The following is a 20,153-nucleotide window of genomic DNA, read 5'->3' as shown; positions in this document are numbered from 1 at the left end:
CTCAATAATAGGTCCGAGGCTGCTCGTCAGCCTTGTTCAATACCGTCCCCACCAGGTTCACCCTGGCCAGGTGATGCAGGCAATCTTCGATTTCCTTCCTGTTGTTCATACCGTTGGCCACCACCAGCAGCACACAGTCGAACTTGGGTATCACGGTGATCGCATCGTCAGAGCTGAGCAACGGCGGCAAATCGAAAATACAGATGCGCGACTCGTAGCGGTTGCGCAGTTCGCTGATCAGGTTGTTCACTTTGGGCGACGACAGCATTTCGGTAGACAACGGCACCGGTACCCGCGTGGGCAGTACCACGAACCGAGGCAAGGTCGGGTTGACCAGGCAGTCCTGCAGCTCGGCCTTGTCCGTCAGAAACTCGTTCAACGCCTGGTCCATGGGCAGGCCCAGGCTGCTGCCGACCTTGGGCCGACGCAGGTCGAAGTCCACCAGCAGCGCAGTCTTGGTGGTGTGGTGGGCGATGCTCATGGCCAGGTTGATCGACAACACCGTCTTGCCCGCTTCAGGGGTTGGCGAGGTGATGGCCAAGGTTCGCCAGCCATTCTCGTCCATGGTCCTCAGCACTTGCGTGCGCAACAGGTCGATTGGCCCGTTCATGTTTGAGTTCTTGTTGTAGGCGACGATACGGTGACGCTCCAGGTGCTCCGCGCGCAGCGGCACCACCTTGGTGTTCACGTAATCGAACTGGCCAGGCACTTCCGCCAGCGCCGTACCTGAGGCGGGTGACAAGACCTGCGGGGTACCCGGGGTAACCTGGTGAAGATTATTGCCAACAGCCGGCTTGGTCCTGTCCATCACTGCTTTCCTATGCAAACCGAGACATGACTTTGAACAACAGCACATCCAGTGGCATGTAGAACACGTGCACCAGCACCACCATGATAGCCGCCAGCACCAGTGCAGCCAGGATCAGCCAGTTGCGCCAACGCTTGCGCCTGGCCACGTCGGCCTTGGTATCGATGTATGGCAGCGCTACCAGCACGCGCCTGCCCAGCAGGTTTTCCAAGGCACCGACGCCGCGAATGCGCTGGTTGAGCATTTCCAGCAGCATCACCAGCGCACCGCCACCTGCCGGTGCCAGCACCAGGCCCAGCGCGGCGATTTTCTTGCGGTTGGGTTTGATCGGTTTCTCGGGCATCAGCGGTGGCTCCAGCAGCACAAAGCGCTCGGCCTTGTTCTCCTGCTCGAGGCTTTCGGTAATCTTCGCGCCCATTTCCTTGGCGCGGATTTCCTCGTACTTCTTGCGCGCGTTGTCGTGGTCACGCATCAAGGTCACCAGGCCACGCTCGACCTGCGGCGCCTCGAGGATCTCGGCCTCGTAGCCTTCCATCTTGCGGGTCAGCTCGCGTTTCTGCTCGGCCAGCGAAGCAATGCGCACCTGTGCCGCGCTCATCTTGGCGCGCACGCGGGCGACATCGAGGCCGACCGTGGAGGCCGCAGCCGTGCGATTGCCACTGGCTTCGAGCGCCTGGATCCTGCGCTTGACCGCCACCACATCGGGGTGGGCTTCCTTGTAGCGGCTCAGCAGCCGGGCATACTCGGCTTTCAGGCTGGGCAGGTCCTGGGGCTGCTCGGCACTGGCCACCCTGGGGCCTTCGCCGACCTTGGTAGCCAGCCCGGCACTGGCCGCGGACAGTTCCAGCTCAAGGTAACGCAGCTCTTCCTGGGCGGCCTTGTAATCACGGTCGACCTCGCGGAACTCCAGCTCCGAGCGTGACAGCATGTTCATGCGCAGGGTCTGGTGCTCGGGCAAGGCATTGGCGTGGGCCTGCTTGAAATCCGCCAGCTGGTTTTCCAGGCTGGCCAGCTCGGCACCCAGCTTGTTCGCCTCCTGGGTGAGAAACTCAGTGGTTTCGTTGGCCCGTTCGGTACGCTGCTTGAGGTTCTCGTTGAGAAACAGCGTGACCAACTCGTCGGCAACTTCCTTGGCCACCTCCGGCTGCTTGTGCTCGAAGGACACATTGAACGCCACGGTCGCTTCGCCGCGCCCGCGTACATAGGTGGTAAGGGTTTCGACCACGATGGCACTGCGCATGTGGTCGATCTTGTCGCTATCGCTGAAGCGCTTGTCGGGGAACAGGTTGTACTTGTCGATGATGCGCAGCAGGTTCTCGCGGGTCATCACCCGCTGGCGAATCACTTCGATGCGTTCATCGGCGAAACTGGTGTTGTTGGTCGATACCAGCTCGGGGGAAATCTGCTGCGACTCCACCAGGATGGTGCCGGTCGACTGGTAGATCGGCGGCACCATCACTGCGACAGCGACGGTCGCGGCCAGGATGACTACGATGCTCACCCCCAACAACAGGGCCCGGTCCTTGATTATGGCGATGTAATCTCTGAGGGAGAGCTCGTAGTCGGACTTCATGGGGCCACCTGCCTGAAGTTCAGATGTCGGGGTACCTGTACGTCAACGTCAAACCCACGATCGTAGCGTTCGCATCAGCTTCGTGATCCTGCTGCCGATCCTTGTACATCAGCGACAGGCGCAGGTCCCAGTACGGCGAAAACTCGCGGCTGGCCCACACGCTGTAGGTCTGCAGGGTGTTGGGGGTCTGCCCTTTGCTGTCTTGCCAGGCAGCATCCGCGCCCACCCGGGTCAATTCGCTGACGGCGTAACTCCACACACCGCGCACCTGGTCGAGCTCGGCGAAGCCGCCTTCGGCGCTGGCCACCGTGCTGCGTTCGGCGGTAAAGCTGGCGACGGCGCGCGCACCGGTATACAGCAGCGCTACCCCACCCTCCCCGCGTCGGCCACCTTCGTCACCGGAAACCTCGGTGATACCCACATGCGCATCGGCGCTGAGACGTTCGGAGAACTGGTACTTGACCCCGACCGCCGGGCTGTAGCTGTTGGACGCCGTCGCCGTCTGGTCCTGTTCGGGCTCATAGCGCCGGGCACCGAAGCGGCTGTAAAGATCAGCCCGCTCGCTCCAGGCGTAGGTCCAGGTGAACACGTTGCCCAGTTCTTCGTAACCCGTCAGCGTACTGATGTCATAACGGGCACGGTTGTACGTGGTTTCGTTGCTCAAGGTGCTGCGTTCGGTAACCGCCTGGCTCCAGTTGCCGGCCAGCGTATACAGCTTTTGCGTGCCATCGGTGGTGACCACGCCGGTATCCAGCACCGTTCCCGACAGCGTCGAACTTTCGTTGTAACGCGCCAGCAGGCCAAACCGCCCGCGCTCGGTCTGGCGCTGCCAGCCCAGGCTAACGTCGGGGTCCTCCCGGTTGTCGACCACCGCCGTGTCGGACGAGCGCAATACATGCACGCCCAGCCCCAACCTCAGTTCGTCACGGTCGAAGGTACCGATCAGGGTGTAATCCGGCGCGATGATCGTGCGCGTTATGCCCTTTTCACCCGACGACAGCAGCAAGGGGTTGCTGTCATGTTCGACGGATGTCGGTACCACCACCGTAGACTGCCAATTTGCTGCCAGGACTGTGTCCGTAAACGGCAACACCAAGATTGCCGTTGCAATGCTAGTTGTTCTGAGAAGAGGCATTAAGTGTTCTTATTAAAGGCAAGATCAAGGAACGACCAGCGTATCGCCAGCCTGCAGTTGGATGTTGGTGGACATATCCCGGCCAGACACCAGGTCTCTATATCGCACGGGCAGAATTTTTTGGGAAGCGCCGGTGCCACGCACTACTTTGATTTCGCTTTCATCTGCAAACTTGTCGAGGCCGCCCGACATGCTCAAAGCCTGCAGCACTGCCGTAGGGCCTGCCATTTGTACCGGCCCGGGCTTGATCACTTTGCCTTGTACATAGACCAGGTTGCCGGCGATGCTCTTGACGACAACGCTGACATTCGGGTCGGGGAGAAACTTCTCGAGTTTGGCAGCCACTTGTTTTTCAACGGTCGTCACATCCAGCCCGGCAACATCGATGCGCCCGGCCAGGGGGAACGTGATACTGCCATCGGGAAGTACGGTGGCTTCCTGGCGCAGGCTGTCTTCCTGCCACACCGAAACCATCACCACATCGCCGGGGCTGAGCAGGTAGGTAGCACTGTGCGGGTCGGCCTTACCGGCACCAGACCACACCATCAGCATGCAGAACGCGGCAAACATTGAACGCACCATGAGGGTCCCTCCGGCCGAAAAGGCCCGACAAAGAGCACTGAATGAGAACAACACACCAACTCTCGCTCCGCTTCGCGGCATACGCCAACCGCGATGGCCTCGATCTTCCAGAGGCCTTGCCTTGACGCTGTGCAGCCTGGGCTGTGCTGCCTGCAACCGTGGACCTGCACGGGCTACTGGCAATATAGCAACGGCTGGGGAATTGACAAGCCAGGCCCCGGGCCGCTGGTGTCAAGGGTTAAACCCAGGCTGGCGGACTCAGATCTTGTTCCTGTTGGCGACTGCCACAAAGCCAACGACAGCAAATGCAAAGAACCACCCTGCGGTTGAAACAGGGATGATACTGTTCTGATTGATATACATATCCGCCGCACGCGCCGCGCCACTCAACAGCGCCAGCAAAGACATCGATTTGATAATCAGAGCCGTGCGCATACGCCCCTCCTGTAAAGAGGAAAATCAACTATTTGTTGGCGTGGTGTTCGGAAGTTGTTTCACTGTTGAAATGAGCTTATGAACACAATGGCATTGCGTCAACGATTCGACACTATAATAAAATTCAATAGGCGCCCAACAGAATCGTCAAAATATCGACGCACAAGTTGAGCAAAGGGCGCTGTCTTGGTGGCGCCAACGTTTCATCGCTGAGAAAGGCAAGGCCGTGGGGCACTTTGGCGCCCCAGCGTGTTACTCGTCTGCGTGGTGTACCACAACCAGCAACTGCGCCGGCAGCGGCCCCACCGACCTTAGCCGGTGGGGTGTCTGGGCATTGAAATGCAAGGCATCGCCTTGCTCCAGCAGCACCCGCTCGTTCATGAAGTCCACCTCCACCTGGCCGGCGTGGACGAACAGAAATTCTTCGCCCAGGTGTTCCTTGAACGTGGGGTCGCTGAACTCGGTCGGCGGCTGGATCAGGAACGGCAGCAGGCTGCGCTGCCCGACCTGGCTGGTGAGGGCCGCGTACCCCGGCCCTGCCCCGTCACCCACCAGGGCCTGGCGTTCGCCATGGCGCACCAGGCTGTAGCGGCTCTGGCCGGCCTGCTCTTCGGCGAACAGTTCTTCGACATTGACATTCAGTGCCCGCGCCAGCTTCAGCGCGGCGGCGATCGAGGGGGTGTTCAGGCCACGTTCGACCTTGGACAGGTAGCTCTTGGTCATGCCGGTCTTGTCGGCCAGCAGCTCCAGGGTCATCCCCAGTTTCTTTCGAAGCAGTTTCAATCGGATAGACATGTGACGCGGGTTTCCCAGGCGAAGGCAGCCTGGTAATGATACGTGGACTGCTCAGGAAATGCTGGGGCCGCTGCGCTGAGTCTTGTAGGAGCGGCCTTGTGTCGCGATAGGGCTGCAGAGCAGCCCCGGCAATTTGTGCACTATTGCTGAAATCCTGGGGCCGCTTTGCGGCCCTATCGCGACACAAGGCCGCTCCTACAAAAAGCCAGCGCAGGCCCAGGGCTACGGCATCACCGGCGGCAGGTACTGCAACGTCGTACCCAATGCCCACAGCAACACCAGCACCAGTGGCACGTGCACCAGCAACTGCACGAACGAGAAGCCGATCAGGTCGCGTGCCTTGAGCCCCAGTACCCCCAGCAGCGGCAGCATGTAGAAAGGGTTGATCAGGTTCGGCAAGGCTTCGGCGGCGTTGTAGATCTGCACTGCCCAGCCCAGGTGGTACTGCAGGTCATTGGCCACCAGCATCACGTAGGGTGCCTCGATGATCCACTTGCCACCACCCGATGGGATGAAGAAGCCCAGCACCGCCGAATACACCCCCATCAGCACGGCATAGGTGTCATGCGTGGCGATCTGGGTGAAGAACAGCGAAATGTGGTGGGCCAAAGTCTGCTCGTCGAGGCCCTTCACCTGGGTGAGGATGGCCGCGATCGAACCATACAGCGGGAACTGGATCAGCACCCCGGTGGTGGTCGGCACCGCGCGCGCCACCGCATCGAGGAAGCTGCGCGGGCGCCAGTGCAGCAAGGCACCGAGCATGATGAACAACAGGTTGTAAGTGTTCAGCCCGGAAATGGCGGTAATCGCCGGCTTGGTGGCGAACTCCTGGTACAGCCAGCCGGCAGCCAGTGCCACCAGCAGCAGGATCAGGATGGGGCTGTGTTCCAGCCACTCGCCCGGGCGGGTACGCTGGGGTGACGGTGGCGCGGTGAAGCTGGGGTCGACCCCACAGTCCTGGGCGCTGCGCGCACTGTTCGGGCCCGGGGCCGTGGCGTAGGCGATCACCAGCGAGACCACCACCAACGCCGCCAGCATCACGCCGGACTGCCAGAGGAAGATGGTTTCGGTGAATGGGATCACCCCGGTAATCGACAGGATCGACGGTGGCAGGCTGGCCGGGTTGGCCTGCAGTTGCGCCGCCGACGAAGACAGGCCCAGCGCCCACACGGCACCCAGGCCCAGGTAGGCGGCTGCACCGGCGGCGCGGTAGTCCATCTTCAGTTCGGTGCGCCGGGCCAGGGCGCGCACCAGCAGGCCGCCGAACACCAGCGACAGGCCCCAGTTGAGCAGCGATGCCAGCATCGAGATCAGCGCCACCCAGCAAACTGCCGAACGGCCATTGCCGGGGATGCGCGCCAGGCGGTCGATCAGCCGCGCCGCGGGCGGCGAGCTGGCCACCACATAGCCGCCGATGACCACGAAGGCCATCTGCATGGTGAAGGGGATCAGGCTCCAGAAGCCATCGCCAAAGGCCTTGGCGGTGTCGGTCGGCTTGGCGCCCATGGCCAGGGCGCCGATGCACACCAGCAGCACCGCCAGGGCGGCAAACACCCAGGAATCGGGGAACCAGCGTTCGGCCCAGTTGGAGCAGCGCAAGGCAAAGCGCGCGGAACGGCTGTCTTGGATTTCAGCGGCCACAGTTCAATTCCTTTTATTGGTTTTATCGGATACATCAGCAAATGCAAAACCCCTGTAGGAGCGGCCTTGTGTCGCGAAAGGGCCGCAACGCGGCCCCTCGATCTCGGCATCGATGCCAAAATCGCGGGGCTGCGTTGCAGCCCTTTCGCGACACAAGGCCGCTCCTACAGGGGCGGTGCGCGGCGATAGGTTAGAAGGTCATTTCCTTCACATCATCCGGCACGATCAGCTTGCCGGCGGTTTTCTCGATGATTTCCTCAACGCTCACCCCGGGCGCGGTCTCGCGCAGGATGAAGGCGCCGTCTTCGATTTCCAGGTAGGCCAGGTCGGTCAGCACCTTGCGGATGCAGCCAGCACCGGTCAACGGCAGGCTGCACTGCGGCAGCAGCTTGGACTCGCCGTCCTTGGAAGCGTGGGTCATGGTGACGATGATGTTCTCGGCACCGGCCACCAGGTCCATGGCGCCGCCCATGCCCTTCACCAGCTTGCCCGGGATCATCCACGAGGCGATGTTGCCTTGCACATCCACTTCGAAAGCGCCGAGCACGGTCAGGTCGACATGGCCGCCACGGATCATGGCGAACGACTGCGCCGAATCGAAGATCGAGGCACCGCGGCGGGCGGTGACGGTCTGCTTGCCGGCGTTGATCATGTCGGCATCGAGGGTGCCTTCGGTGGGGAATTCGCCCATGCCGAGCAGGCCGTTTTCCGATTGCAGCATCACATCCATGTCGGCGGGTACGTAGTTGGCCACCAGGGTCGGAATGCCGATGCCCAGGTTTACGTAGTAGCCGTCCTTCAGTTCACGGGCGACGCGTTGCGCCATCTGTTCGCGGGTCAGTGCCATGGTCAGGATCTCTTTGTTGTTCTGGTGGATGGCGCTCAGGCCTTGACGGTGCGCTTTTCGATACGCTTTTCGAAGGTGCCGACGATGACGCGGTCCACGTAGATGCCCGGGGTGTGGATCTCGCTGGGCAGCAGCACGCCAGGTTCGACGATCTCTTCCACTTCGACCACGGTGATCTTGCCGGCGGTGGCCGCCAGCGGGTTGAAGTTTTGCGCGGTGTTGCGGTACACCACGTTGCCGTAGTGGTCGGCCTTCCAGCCCTTGACGATGGCGAAGTCGCCGGTGATGGATTCTTCGAGGATGTACTTGCGGCCGTTGAACTCGCGCACTTCCTTGCCATCGGCAACCGGGGTGCCGTAGCCGGTGGCCGTGTAGAAGGCCGGGATGCCGGCGCCACCGGCGCGCATTTTCTCGGCGAGGGTGCCTTGCGGGGTCAGTTCCACTTCCAGCTCGCCGCTCAGCAGCTGGCGTTCGAACTCGGCGTTCTCGCCCACGTAGGAAGCGACCATCTTGCGGATCTGCCGGTCTTCCAGCAGCACGCCCAGGCCAAAGCCATCGACACCGCAGTTGTTGGAGACCACGGTCAGGCCCTTGACGCCACGGCGCTTGATTTCGCTGATAAGGTTTTCCGGGATGCCGCACAGGCCGAAACCACCAGCCAGTACCGTCATGTTGTCGGTCAGGCCTTCGAGGGCCTGTTCATAGGTTGCAACGCGCTTGTCCAGTCCGGCCATGCTGATCCGCCTTTTGTAGTTGTTGAACCGACGAGGCTGTCGGTGAGCGTGTGGGGACATCTTCACCGCAAGCGACTGATTTGTTAATTTTGTTTTCATCATCGATTGATAACTTTTGCAAAACAACCAAAAGGCCTGTCATGAACGTCAAGCAACTGCGCGCCTTTGTCGCTGTGGCCAAGTACCAGAGCTTCGCCCAGGCCGGTGAACACCTGCATGTCTCGCAACCGGCCCTGAGCCTGACCATCAAGGCCCTGGAAGAAAACCTTGGCGGCGCTCTGCTGAGCCGTACCACACGCAGCGTCAGCCTGACTGCCGAGGGCGAGGTACTGCTGCCGCTGGCGCGGCGCCTGCTGGCCGACTGGGACGACACCGAAGAAATGCTGCGCCAGCGTTTCACCCTGCAACTGGGCCGGGTTTCGGTGGCGGCCATGCCGGCCTTTGCTGGCAACCTGCTGCCCTACTCGCTCAAGGTATTTCGCCAGCGATACCCGAAGGTCAACGTCACGGTGCACGATGTGATCAACGAACAGGTGCAGGAACTGGTGCGCCATCGCCGCGTCGAACTGGGCATCGGCTTCGAACCGGACAACATCGATGGCCTGGATTTCCACCCGTTGTACATGGACCGCTTCGTCGCCGTGGTGCCCGCCGATTCGCCCTTGGCGCAGCTGCCCCAGGTCAGCTGGGCACAGTTGCTGGCCGAAGACTTCGTGGCCCTGCAACGCCCTTCGGCGGTGCGCCTGCTGATGGAACAGAACGTGGCCGCCCAGCACGGCAAACTGGCGGTGGCTTTCGAGAGCCACCAGCTGTCGACCATCGGGCGCATGGTCGCCAGTGGCCTGGGGGTCAGTGCCGTGCCGGCACTGTGCATCAACCAGATGCAGGAGCTTGGCGCCCGCTGCGTCACCCTGGTCGAGCCCACGGTCGAGCGCCGCATCGGCGTGATTGCCCTCAGCGAACACAAGCTTTCCACGGCCGCGCAAGCGCTGCTTGAGGTACTGCTTTCCAATACCCGCATCCCGGAGGTGACATGCGTTACGTGAAACTGGCAGGTTCGAGCGTTCCGGCCATTGGCCAGGGCACCTGGTACATGGGTGAAGATCCGGCCCGCAAGGCGGCCGAGGTGGCGGCCCTGCAACAGGGTATCGAACTTGGCCTGAGCCTGATCGATACCGCCGAGATGTATGCCGAAGGTGGCGCGGAAGAAGTGGTTGGCCAGGCCATTGCCGGGCGCCGCGACCAGGTGTTCCTGGTCAGCAAGGTGTACCCGCACAATGCCAGCCGGCGCGGTATGGCGGCGGCCTGCGAACGCAGCCTCACGCGCCTGGGCACCGACTGCATCGACCTGTACCTGCTGCACTGGCGTGGCCAGCACCCACTGGAGGAAACCGTCGAGGCCTTCGAGCGCTTGCGCGAGCAAGGCAAGATCAAGCGCTGGGGTGTTTCCAATTTCGACGTCGACGACCTGCGCGAACTGCACAACCCCGATTGCGCCACCAACCAGGTGCTGTACAACCCGGCCCAGCGTGGCATCGAGTTCGACCTGTTGCCGTGGTGCGAAAAGCGCGCGCTACCGACCATGGCCTACTGCCCGCTGGCCCAGGCCGGGCGCCTGCTGCAGCACCCGGTGTTGGCGGAAATCGCCGAGCGCCATGGCGCCACGGCGGCCCAGGTCAGCCTGGCCTGGGTGACCCGTGATGACGGGGTGATCGCCATTCCCAAGGCCGTGACGCCCGAGCATGTGCGGTTGAATGCGGCTGCGGGTATGCTGACCTTGACCAGCGAAGACCTGCGGGCGATCGACCGGGCGTTCCCGGCACCGACGCGCAAGCAGCGGTTGGCGATGGTGTAGCGACTGGCACGGAATCGCTTTTTGTAGGAGCGGCCTTGCGTCGCGAAAGGGCCGCAAAGCGGCCCCAGCATTATCTGCAGTGACGCCGAAATCCTGGGGCTGCTACGCAGCCCTTTCGCGACGCAAGGCCGCTCCAGGTCAGCGCAATCCGGACTATGGCGAGACTCCTGTGGGAGCGCGCAAGGGTCGGGATTCGTGCAAGGCCATTTAACAGCCGGCTCACTTCCATCAGCGCGTTCCCGGCACCGACACGCAAGTAGCGACTGGCACGAAATAGCTTTTTTGTGGGAGCGGCCTTGCGTCGCGAAAGGGCCGCAAAGCGGCCCCAGGATTGATGCGCAACAGTTGAAATTGCTGGGGCTGCTTTGCAGCCCTTTCGCGACACAAGGCCGCTCCCACAGGAATCGCGCCGCCTTTTGGAATTTGAGCAAGACAGTTGCTCTAGGGACCGCGCAAAAATCAGGACTTTGCGTGAGGTGCCGGGGATCAATGGAAATCCCGGCTGCGTACGTCCAGCCCTTGCAACAGCGGGCTCACATCCTCCAACCGCCGTGCTATCAGGTGGCGCACGCCATTCTCCTGCTCCAGCCGCCCGCTGACCTTGAGCAACTGCGACCCCACCAGCGCCCGCCGCTGCCGTTCGGCAAGCGCCCGCCACACCACCACATTGACCATACCGTGCTCGTCCTCCAGGGTGACGAAGGTCACGCCACTGGCGGTCTGGGGCCGCTGACGGCCCACCACCAAGCCGGCCACGGCAATGTTGTCACCATGCCCGACATCTTGCAGCTCGCGCGAACTGCGACAGCCCAGCGCCCGCAGGCGTGAGCGCAACAAGGTCAAGGGATGCGGCCCTAGCGTGGTACCCAGGGCCTGGTAATCGGCCATCAGGTCCTCTGCCACACTGGGGACGGGCAGTTCGACGGTGCTTTCCGGCAAGGCTTCGATATCGGCGAACAAAGGCAACTGCGGCTGCACCGCCGCCACCTGCCAGCGCGCCTGGTGCCGGTCGCTGGCCAAGGCGCGCAGCGCGCCGGCATCGGCCAGGTGAGCGCGGGCTCGCGGATCGAGCCCGGCACGCAGGCACAGGTCTTCGACATCGCGCCATGGCCGCTGCGCCCTCGCCTGCTCCAGGCGCCTGGCATCGGCCTCGGCAAGGCCGCGCACCAGGCGCAAGCCCATGCGAATGGCCAGCACCTCTCCAGGCTCAGGCTCGAGCGTGCAGTCCCAGTCACTGTGGCACACATCCACCGGCCTGACCTCGATACCCTGGCGCCGGGCCTCTTGCAGCAACTGGTCGGGGCTGTAGAAGCCCATGGGCCAGCTGTTGACCAGCGCGCAGGTGAAAATCGCCGGTTCATGGCACTTGAGCCAGCTGCTGGCATAGCACAGCAAGGCAAAGCTGGCCGCGTGCGACTCCGGAAAGCCATAGCTGCCAAAGCCCTTGATCTGCTCGAAGATGCGCTCGGCAAACGCCAAGTCATAACCATTGCGCAACATGCCCTGCACCAGCCGCTCGCGGTGCGGCTCCAGGCCGCCGTGGCGCTTCCAGGCGGCCATGCTGCGGCGCAACTGGTCGGCCTCGCCCGGGGTGTAGTCGGCCGCGACCATCGCCAGTTCCATCACCTGCTCCTGGAACAGCGGCACGCCCAAGGTACGCTCGAACACTTCCTTCAGTTGCGGCGAGGGGTACGTCACCGGCTCCTGCTTCAGCCGCCGGCGCAGGTAAGGGTGGACCATGTCGCCCTGGATCGGCCCGGGGCGGACGATGGCCACCTCGATGACCAGGTCGTAGAACTTTTTCGGCCGAAGCCGCGGCAACATGGCCATTTGCGCGCGGGACTCGATCTGGAACACGCCCATGGTCTCGGCACGGCTGATCATCGCGTAGGTGGCCGGGTCTTCGGCGGGGATGGTCGCCAGGGTCAGGTGCCGGCCACGGTGGCGTTGCAGCAGGTCGAAGCAACGGCGCAAGGCGCTGAGCATGCCCAGCGCCAGCACGTCGACCTTGAGCAGGCCGACCATGTCCAGGTCGTCCTTGTCCCACTGGATCACCGTGCGCTCCGGCATCGCGGCATTCTCCACCGGCACCAGTTCGTCCAGAGGTTGCTGCGAGATAACGAAGCCGCCCGGGTGCTGTGACAGGTGCCGGGGGAAACCGATCAGTTCGCCGGCCAGTACCAGCACCCGGCGCAGCGAAGGGCTGCCCGCCTCGAAACCAGCCTCGGCCAGGCGCTGGTCGTCGGGTATGCGATCGCTCCAGCGGCCACAGCATTTGGCCAGGGCGTCCACCTGGTCGGCGGGCAGCCCCAGCACCCGCGCCACATCCCGCACCGCACCGGCGGCATGGTAGGTGTTGACCACCGCAGTGAGCGCCGCCCGGTGCCGGCCATAGCGGCGGAACACATACTGGATCACCTCCTCGCGCCGGTCGTGCTCGAAGTCCACGTCGATGTCCGGCGGCTCGTTGCGCTCGCGCGACAGGAAGCGCTCGAACAACAGGTGGTGTTGCATGGGGTCGAGCTCGGTGATGCCCAGCACGAAGCACACCACCGAGTTGGCAGCCGAGCCCCGCCCCTGGCACAGAATGCGCTGGCTGCGGGCGAAGGCGACGATGTCGTGCACAGTCAGGAAGTAGCTTTCGTAGCCCAGCTCCTCGATCAGCGCCAGCTCCTTGGCCAGCACATCCCTCACCTTGCTGCTCGGCCCGTCTGGCCAGCGCGACGGCAAACCCTGCTGGCACAATTCGCGCAACCAGCTCGCCGGGCTATGCCCCTGGGGCACCAGTTCGCGTGGGTACTGGTATTTCAATTCGCTCAGTTCGAACTGGCAGCGCGCAGCGATGGCCAGGGTCTCGGCCAGCAGGTCGGCGGGATAGAGTTCGCCCAGTTGCGCCTGGCTGCGCAGGTGCCGCTCGCCATTGGCAAACAGGAAGCGCCCGGCCTCGGCCACCAGGCAATGCTGGCGAATGGCGGTCATGCAATCTTGCAGGGCGCGGCGACCGCGCACGTGCATGTGCACGTCGCCACAGGCCACGGCGCGGATGCCGACCCTGGCCGCCAGGCTACGCAAGCGTTCAAGGCGCAAGGTATCGTCACTGCCGCGGTGCAGGTGCACGGCCAGCCACAGGCGCTCGCCGAACACGCCGTGCAGCCACTGCCCGGGGATGGCATCGCCGCTGTCATCGGCTACCCACAATGCCAGCAGGCCCTGATGGTGCTGCTGCAGGTCATCGCGAAACAGTTGGTACTCGCCCTTCTGCGCCCGCCGCCGGGCCCGGGTGATCAGCGCGCACAGGTTCTGGTAGCCGGCCAGGTCCTGCACCAGCAGCACCAGCCTGGGGCCGTCCTGCAACTGCACTTCACTGCCCACGATCAGCCGCAGCTGGTGTTCCTTGGCCGCCTGCCAGGCACGGACGATACCGGCCAGGGTGCATTCGTCGGTGATCGCCAGCGCCTGGTAGCCCTGTTCACGCGCGCGCCGGAACAGCTCGTCGGCGCTCGACGCGCCGCGCTGGAAGCTGAAGTTGGACAGGCAGTGCAGCTCGGCATAACCCGGGGTGTTCATGCGAACCAGCCCTGCAGCCACAACGGGCCGGCCTTGCCCAGGTCGCGATAGGCCCAGCCGCGCAGGCCGTCGCGGGTTTCGATGCGGTAATAGTCGCGGCGCACATCGCCGCCATCCCACCAGCCCGACTCGATGCGCTCGGCATGGCCTTGCAGGCGATAGCCGCCTTCGTCCAGCGCCATGGGGGCCGACAGCAGCCAGCCAGGGCGGCTGCCAGGAACGACCGGCATGTTGCCCTGGGCACCCTGCTCTACCGCTTGCCAGGCACACTCGGGGCGATGATCGGCTGCCACGCTCAGGCCCTTGACCGCCTCATCCCCCAAGCGGGCGCGCAGCCGTTCGCGCAATTGTTCCCAAGGTTGCGCCTGTTGCGCACGCGGGTCGAACAATGCCTGGTGTTGCGGCACGAAGGGTGGCAGGTCCTCGGCAACCAGCCGCAGGTTGCGCACCGGTGCGGGAATGCGTAGCGGTTCCAGGCGCCCGCGCGCCAGCTCGAACAACATTGCCGCATCGCGTTCGGCGGCCAGCAGGCCTACCTTCAGCAAAGTATCCGGCCCTTCGGCGTGCTCCAGGTGCAGGCAGAAACGCTGCACGCCACAGTCACGCCCGGCGAGGAACGCGGCAAGGTCGTTGAGCATGCGCCGCAGCGGGAACAGCAGGGCCTGGTGCGATTCGACGTCGAAGTTCAGCTCCAGCCGGGCTTCGAAGCGGTCCGGCGGCTGGTAGAAGCCCAGCCCCAGGTTGCGCAGGCCGAGCAACTGGTCAAGGTGCAGCTGCACCTGGGCCGGAAAGCGCCTGGCCAGGCTGTCGCGGGGCAAGGCCAGCACCTGGCTCAACTGGCGCAGGCCCATGCGGGCAAAGGCCTCGGCAGCCTGCGCAGGCAGGCCGATACGCTCGATGGGCATGCCCAGCAACGCCGCACGGGTGGCATCGGCGTCACTCACGGCCAGGCCATCGTGAGCGTTGGCGAGCATGCGCGCCGCCACCGGGTTGCTGGCCAGGACGATGCGTTGGCGCAAGCCCAGTTCCGCCAGTTCCTGGCGCAGGCGTGCCTCGAACAGCGGCCAGGGGCCGAACAGTTGCAGGCTGGAGCCCACCTCCAGCAACAGCGCCCGTGGGTAGTGCAGGCTGACCTGGGCACTGAAGCGGTAGGCCCAGGCTGCCAGCAACTGCTGCACCTGGTCGATGCGCCTGGGGTCGGCTTCGACGCAGCTGAAGCCATCGGCCAGCGCACGCGCCGCCGTCAGGGTTTGCCCGGCCCGCAGGCCGAGCGCGGCCGCCGCCGGGTTGACCGCCTGCAGCACGCGTCGCTGGGTCGGCCCGCCAAGCAGCACCAGGGGGGTATCAGGGTCGTCACGCTCGCGCAGGACCGTGTCCAGCGCCAGCTGCGGGAGCAGGATGCAGGCCCAGAGCATGTTGCATCAGCCCCGCCCCGGGCAGGCGATGGGCAGCGCCGGGGGCATGCCGCCACGGCTTTTCAGCACGCGCCATTGTGCCGGGCGGGTGTCGACGGCAATACGCAGCGCCGCGGGTGAAGGGTTGTGCGCCGCCTGTTGCGGCCGGCAGGCGAAGGCCAGCGCCTGCCCGGTTTCGGCAGCCACCTGCAAGCGCCGCAGGGCGCGGTCATCGGCACGTTCCGGCCAGCACAGCACCGCCGCGCAACTGCCGGAGCGCAGGCACTGCTCGGCGGCCCACAAGGCATCGGCAGGTGCGGCGTCCACTTGTACCAGCCAGCGCAGGTCCACCCCCGCGGCCTGCCAGGCCGGGGCGTAAGGAATGAATGGCGGTGCCACCAGCACGATTCGGCTGGCTTCAGCGCTCAAGCGGGCCAGGGTTGGCCACAGCAGCTGCAATTCGCCACAGCCGGGGCTGGCCAGCAACAGTTCGCTGAGCGCAGCCGCCGGCCAGCCACCTTCCGGCAGGCATTGGTCAAGGGCGGCATGGCCCGTGGGCTGCAGGCCGAGCGGCCGCGCCTGGGCCTGCCGACCGCGCCATACCCGGCGCTGATCGAGCAACCTGTCGAGGTCGACCACCGCGCCCATCAGTCACGCCTCAGCAAGCCGCAGAACACGCCTTCGATGAAGAACTCCTGTTCAGGCCGCACATCGATAGGCGCATAGGCCGGGTTGCGTGGCAACAGCCGGTAATTGCCACCCTGGCGCTGCAGGCGCTTGATGGTCACCTCGCCGTCCAGGCGCGCGACCACGATCTGGCCATCGCGAGCGTCGGCCTGCTGGAGGATGCCGACCAGGTCGCCGTCGAAAATGCCGTCGTCGATCATCGAGTCGCCACGCACCTTCAGCAGGTAGTCGGGGGTACGGCGGAACAGGCTGGGGTCGAGCAGCAACTGCTCGTGAATGTCGAGGTCCGGGCCGATGGGGGCACCTGCCGCCACTTGGCCCAGCACCGGCACTTCGAGGATTTCCGGGCGGCGCAGCCGTTCGGCCAGGCGTATGCCCCGCGCCTGGTTCGGCGTGACGTCGATGTAGCCGGCCTGGCACAGGGCGGTGATGTGCTTGCGCGCGACACTGCGCGAGGCAAAACCGAAGCGCGTGGCGATATCGGCCAGGCTCGGCGGCTGGCCGTGGTCGGCGATGCGCTCACGGATGAACTCGAAGATGGCGCGGCGTTTTGGGGTAAGATTGTCCATGGAGCACATTTGTACTCTTTTCGGAGCACGCTGAACAGCCCCCTTCGTCGACGGCTTGGCGGCTGCGATCCGGCAAACCTGACTGCACATGGCGAGTTGAATCAGCAGGGACACTGTGGGAGCCGCGCTTGCCGGCGATGCAGCGCTCCAATAGACCGGATAGTGGGAATATATTTTGCGCACTAAATATTATCGCGCAATATTCAACCCAGGCAGCAAGCAGTCGCTGATCCCACTACCCAAGCTAACGGAGCATGATCATGACCTTCATCAAAGCAATCGCCATCGCCACCCTGACCTTTGGCAGCAGCGTCGGCGCCTTCGCCCAGACCGCCTCCCCGTACCAGTACGGCATGAACCTGGACATCGCCCAAGTGATCGCGGTGGAGGCCTCGGGCCACGCCACCGACCACGCCGACACCGCCACCCTCACCTACCGTGACAGCGACGGCAAGGTGCAGAAGATCAGCTACCTGCGCCCAGCCACCTCCGCCAACCAGAACTGATGACCAAACTTCGAAAGCCGGAGCGTGCCAACGGCCGGTTACTCGGTTGGCTTTCCAGCTTTGGCAGTTGCTGACTCGATGCGCAGGCGCCAACCTCGCGTTCGAGCACAGCTCTGCCAAGGCTGCCGTACTCCAGTACACTCAGGAAGTCGCGAAGTTCACGTGACGCCAAAGGCAAAGAATCTCCCTTCTGGCCCGCCCATGATTTTGGACCTGGATACCCAATGCTGACTGCCCTGCTGTTCGACCTCGACGGAACCCTCACCGACACTGACACCTTGCACTTGCAGGCCTTTCGCCAACTGCTGCGCGAGCATGACGGCCGCGAGCTGAGCCAGGCGCAGTTCGATGCCCAGGTCAGCGGCCGCGCCAACGGCGAGCTGTTCGCCGAGCTGTTTGCCGGTGCCAGTGCCGAGCAGTGCCAGGAGCTGGCCGACCGCAAGGAGGCGCTGTTCCGCGACATGTCGCCGGCTCTTGAGCCGATGCCGGGCCTAGTGCGCCTGCTGGAACATGCCCGGGCTCGTGACATCGGCATGTGCGTGGTGACCAACGCACCGCGGCTGAACGCCGAGCACATGTTGAACGCCATGGGCCTGGGCCAGCGCTTCGCGCATGTGCTGGTGGCCGAGGAACTTGCACGGCCCAAGCCGGACCCGCTGCCTTACCTGACCGGGTTGCAGCGGCTGGGTGCCGAGGCCGGGCAGGCACTGGCCTTCGAGGATTCGCTGCCGGGGGTGGCGGCAGCGAGTGGCGCGGGGATCTTTACCGTGGGCGTAGCCACTACACAGACGCCGGAGCGGTTGCTGGCGGCGGGGGCCGGGTTGGTGATCGATGATTTCAACGACCCGGCGTTGTGGGCGTTGATCGAGCGTCGGGCTTGAGGTATGTGGTGGGTTTGAGATCGAGCGCCGCCCGCGCGGCGCTTCGCAGCACAAGGCTGCTCCTACATTTGTTTCGGGCCAGTTATTCCTGAGGCGAAAGCGCGCGGCCCCTTGGCGTCCACCTCGATATCGTGCCGGGCAAACAAGGCGGTCGCGTGCATTGGCACAGGCGATACTGGCCCGAAACAGATGTAGGAGCAGCCTTGTGCTGCGAAGCGCCGCGCGGGCGGCGCTCGATCTCAACTCCACCATAACCCCCAAGCCGTAAACCCTAGGCCCCCATGCTGATCGACGAAGAACTGACCCTCAAGAAGCTGGAAACCTTCCTTGCCTTCATGCGCACCGGCAACCTCGGCCGTGCCGCCGCCGAGCTGGCCACCAGCGCCGTCAGCGTGCACCGTGCCATCCACTCCCTGGAAAGCGCACTGCGCTGCCCGCTGTTCAAGCACGAAGGCCGCCAGCTGATCCCGCTGGAAAGCGCCTACGTGCTGGAAAAGAAAGCCCGCCAGCTGATCCAGGATGCCGAGCAGATGGTCCGCCAGACCCGCGAGGCCGCCGGTTTCTATGCCGAGCGCTTCCGCCTGGGCGCGCTCTACTCGCTGACGGTGAAAACCGTGCCCAAGCTGGTCATGGGCCTCAAGCTGCGCCGCAGCGAACTCAACATCGACCTGACCCTGGGCTCCAACGTCGACCTGCTGCAGCGCCTGAAGAACCACGAGCTGGAGGCCATCCTCGTGTCGCTCGACGAAAGCGTCAGCGACCCGGCCTGCGAGCAGCTGCCGCTGTTTTCCGACGACATCTTCCTTGCCGTGCCCATCGATTCGCCCTTCGCCGAGCAGGCCGAGGTGGACCTGGCCGACCTGGCCGACTCCACCTTCATCACCCTGACCCAGGGCTTTGCCACCCACCGCGATGGCGCCCGGGTGTTCCAGCAGGCCGGCTTCGAACCCAAGGTGGCCATGCAGGTGAACGATATCTTCACCCTGCTGAGCATGGTCAGCTCGGGCGTGGGCTTTGCCCTGCTGCCCGGGCGTATCGCGGCGGTGTACGAAAACCGGGTCAGGTTGATTGCCCTGAAGCCGCAATATCGCTTGCAGCAGCATATCGGCGTGGTGTTCTTGAAGGCGCGGGAGCGGGAGCCGAACCTGCTGGCGTTGCTGGCAGAGTGCCGGATGTACAGCCTGGAGCGCTGAGGGGCCTCGGAACACAGCCTCTTTTGTTGTTTGCTGCACTGGCCTCTTCGCGGGTGAACCCGCTCCCACAGGTACCGAGCAAGCCTCGGGCAATGCACTTACCCTGTGGGAGCGGGTTTACCCGCGAAGAGGCCGGCACAGGCTGACTCAAACCACCAAGGCCCGCTGCACCTCCCCCACCGTTGTAGCCAGGCTGTTCAGGTGCAGGTTCAACACCCGCTCCACCGGCGCCTGGTCCAGCGGCCAGTGCAAGGCAATGCTCCCGGCCAGGCGCCCTTCGGCATGCACCGGCAGGGCTATCGCGCGGATCAGGAACGGCAAGCGCACCGGGTACTCCCAGTGCCCTTCGGTGCGCTGGCCGAACCCCTTGTTCGCTTCCTCCTCGATGTCGCGCAGCACCGTCTCGTCGCCCACCCGCGCATGGGCCGCCAGGCGCTGCACTTCGTCGACCGCCAACTCACCCAGGCACGCCCGCCCCATCGCCGAATGGAACAGGCTGGCATGATGGCCGACGATCTGGCAGGTGTGCGGGTAGCGTTTGCGCAATACCTGGGGGATGGCGCTTTCCATCACCTCCAGCCGCTCGCCGTCGAAACACGACAGGTCAACCACCAACCCGGTGCGCTCGCTCAACTCCAGCAACATGGGTGCTGCGTGTTCCACCAGGCGCCGCTTGAAACGCAGCTGGCGGTCACCGAACAGGCGCCGCGCGCACAGCCGGTAACGCCGGTCGCTGAGGCCGCGATAGACCCAGCCTTGCTCCTGCAAGGTGGCAAGCATGCGCGACACCGTGGCCTTGGGCAGCGCCGTCAGGTAATGCAGTTCTTCCAGGCCCAGCGCCTGGTGTTCGCCAAGCAGGTCGACGATGGCCAGCGCCCGCTCCACCGAACGCACGCCGCCACTGTCTGCCGTGATGCCCATGAATGTGACCTCCCTGTAGCTGGATGGTCA

General features: G+C 64.2%; 19 protein-coding genes. 5 read left to right on the top strand and 14 right to left on the bottom strand.

What is annotated here, in order from left to right; genetic code table 11:
* Position 1: 1 nt before the first annotated feature.
* The 9 genes from ABIB24_RS02630 to ABIB24_RS02590 form a co-directional block, all read right to left on the bottom strand.
* Complete coding sequence (locus ABIB24_RS02630) at positions 2 to 808, bottom strand: CpsD/CapB family tyrosine-protein kinase (RefSeq protein ID WP_354316077.1); 807 nt, start codon at positions 806 to 808, stop codon at positions 2 to 4.
* A gap of 10 nt (positions 809 to 818) precedes the next feature.
* A complete protein-coding gene (locus ABIB24_RS02625; RefSeq protein ID WP_085593461.1) occupies positions 819 to 2,381 on the bottom strand; it encodes a GumC family protein in 1,563 nt (520 codons plus the stop codon).
* Positions 2,382 to 2,400: 19 nt separating this feature from the next.
* Positions 2,401 to 3,516, bottom strand: a complete 1,116-nt coding sequence (locus ABIB24_RS02620; protein ID WP_274079459.1) for a hypothetical protein — start codon at positions 3,514 to 3,516, stop codon at positions 2,401 to 2,403.
* A 24-nt stretch (positions 3,517 to 3,540) separates the two neighbouring features.
* Complete coding sequence (locus tag ABIB24_RS02615) at positions 3,541 to 4,098, bottom strand: polysaccharide biosynthesis/export family protein (protein WP_025339251.1); 558 nt, start codon at positions 4,096 to 4,098, stop codon at positions 3,541 to 3,543.
* Positions 4,099 to 4,356: 258 nt separating this feature from the next.
* Entirely contained in the window at positions 4,357 to 4,533 is a 177-nt protein-coding gene (gene eppA / locus ABIB24_RS02610; protein ID WP_170978847.1) for an EPS-associated small membrane protein EppA, read from the bottom strand.
* Positions 4,534 to 4,785: 252 nt separating this feature from the next.
* A complete protein-coding gene (locus ABIB24_RS02605; RefSeq protein WP_075045302.1) occupies positions 4,786 to 5,328 on the bottom strand; it encodes a helix-turn-helix domain-containing protein in 543 nt (180 codons plus the stop codon).
* Positions 5,329 to 5,550: 222 nt separating this feature from the next.
* Positions 5,551 to 6,969 (bottom strand): short-chain fatty acid transporter, encoded by a 1,419-nt coding sequence (locus tag ABIB24_RS02600; RefSeq protein WP_286919166.1) that lies wholly within the window; start codon positions 6,967 to 6,969, stop codon positions 5,551 to 5,553.
* A gap of 190 nt (positions 6,970 to 7,159) precedes the next feature.
* Positions 7,160 to 7,816, bottom strand: a complete 657-nt coding sequence (locus tag ABIB24_RS02595) for a CoA transferase subunit B (protein ID WP_085693483.1) — start codon at positions 7,814 to 7,816, stop codon at positions 7,160 to 7,162.
* Positions 7,817 to 7,851: 35 nt separating this feature from the next.
* On the bottom strand, positions 7,852 to 8,550 hold the full coding sequence (locus ABIB24_RS02590; protein WP_015270421.1) for a CoA transferase subunit A: 699 nt from the start codon (positions 8,548 to 8,550) through the stop codon (positions 7,852 to 7,854).
* Positions 8,551 to 8,690: 140 nt separating this feature from the next.
* Here ABIB24_RS02590 and ABIB24_RS02585 point away from each other — a divergent pair, with 140 nt between their 5' ends.
* Both ABIB24_RS02585 and ABIB24_RS02580 read left to right on the top strand, forming a co-directional pair.
* Positions 8,691 to 9,596, top strand: a complete 906-nt coding sequence (locus tag ABIB24_RS02585; RefSeq protein ID WP_025339255.1) for a LysR family transcriptional regulator — start codon at positions 8,691 to 8,693, stop codon at positions 9,594 to 9,596.
* Entirely contained in the window at positions 9,584 to 10,405 is an 822-nt protein-coding gene (locus tag ABIB24_RS02580; protein ID WP_286919164.1) for an aldo/keto reductase, read from the top strand. Before ABIB24_RS02585 ends, ABIB24_RS02580 begins: the two co-directional genes overlap by 13 nt.
* 486 nt (positions 10,406 to 10,891) lie before the next feature.
* On the opposite strand, the gene ABIB24_RS02575 is transcribed toward ABIB24_RS02580, so the two are convergent.
* From ABIB24_RS02575 to lexA, 4 genes are read right to left on the bottom strand one after another with little or no spacing between them, the layout of a single operon-like run.
* Positions 10,892 to 13,972 (bottom strand): error-prone DNA polymerase, encoded by a 3,081-nt coding sequence (locus ABIB24_RS02575; RefSeq protein ID WP_354316076.1) that lies wholly within the window; start codon positions 13,970 to 13,972, stop codon positions 10,892 to 10,894.
* Positions 13,969 to 15,387: a Y-family DNA polymerase gene (locus tag ABIB24_RS02570; protein ID WP_274120572.1), complete on the bottom strand. Its 1,419-nt coding sequence runs from the start codon at positions 15,385 to 15,387 to the stop codon at positions 13,969 to 13,971. The genes ABIB24_RS02575 and ABIB24_RS02570 overlap by 4 nt, the downstream gene beginning before the upstream one ends.
* A gap of 6 nt (positions 15,388 to 15,393) precedes the next feature.
* A complete protein-coding gene (gene imuA / locus ABIB24_RS02565; RefSeq protein ID WP_025339259.1) occupies positions 15,394 to 16,014 on the bottom strand; it encodes a translesion DNA synthesis-associated protein ImuA in 621 nt (206 codons plus the stop codon).
* Positions 16,014 to 16,622 carry a transcriptional repressor LexA gene (gene lexA, locus ABIB24_RS02560; protein WP_013972727.1) on the bottom strand — a complete coding sequence of 203 codons (609 nt, stop codon included), beginning with the start codon at positions 16,620 to 16,622 and terminating at the stop codon, positions 16,014 to 16,016. Before lexA ends, imuA begins: the two co-directional genes overlap by 1 nt.
* A 260-nt stretch (positions 16,623 to 16,882) precedes the next feature.
* On the opposite strand from lexA, the gene ABIB24_RS02555 reads away from it, so the two are divergent.
* The 3 genes from ABIB24_RS02555 (at position 16,883) to ABIB24_RS02545 (ending at position 19,202) form a co-directional block, all read left to right on the top strand.
* Positions 16,883 to 17,128: a DUF2790 domain-containing protein gene (locus ABIB24_RS02555; RefSeq protein ID WP_084785190.1), complete on the top strand. Its 246-nt coding sequence runs from the start codon at positions 16,883 to 16,885 to the stop codon at positions 17,126 to 17,128.
* 224 nt (positions 17,129 to 17,352) lie between these two features.
* Positions 17,353 to 18,009 (top strand): HAD family hydrolase, encoded by a 657-nt coding sequence (locus tag ABIB24_RS02550; RefSeq protein WP_137164077.1) that lies wholly within the window; start codon positions 17,353 to 17,355, stop codon positions 18,007 to 18,009.
* Between the two features lie 281 nt (positions 18,010 to 18,290).
* A complete protein-coding gene (locus ABIB24_RS02545; RefSeq protein ID WP_025339263.1) occupies positions 18,291 to 19,202 on the top strand; it encodes a LysR family transcriptional regulator in 912 nt (303 codons plus the stop codon).
* Positions 19,203 to 19,349: 147 nt separating this feature from the next.
* Here the strand turns inward: ABIB24_RS02545 and ABIB24_RS02540 are convergent, their stop codons facing one another.
* Positions 19,350 to 20,123 (bottom strand): IclR family transcriptional regulator, encoded by a 774-nt coding sequence (locus ABIB24_RS02540; RefSeq protein WP_025339264.1) that lies wholly within the window; start codon positions 20,121 to 20,123, stop codon positions 19,350 to 19,352.
* Between the last annotated feature and the right edge of the window lie 30 nt (positions 20,124 to 20,153).

It is taken from the genome of Pseudomonas sp. UYEF17, from assembly GCF_040546125.1.
In the GTDB taxonomy this organism is placed as follows: Bacteria; Pseudomonadota; Gammaproteobacteria; order Pseudomonadales; family Pseudomonadaceae; genus Aquipseudomonas; species Aquipseudomonas putida_Z.
Note: the sequence above shows the minus strand (reverse complement) of the source record. Positions and strands in the feature narration are given on the sequence as shown.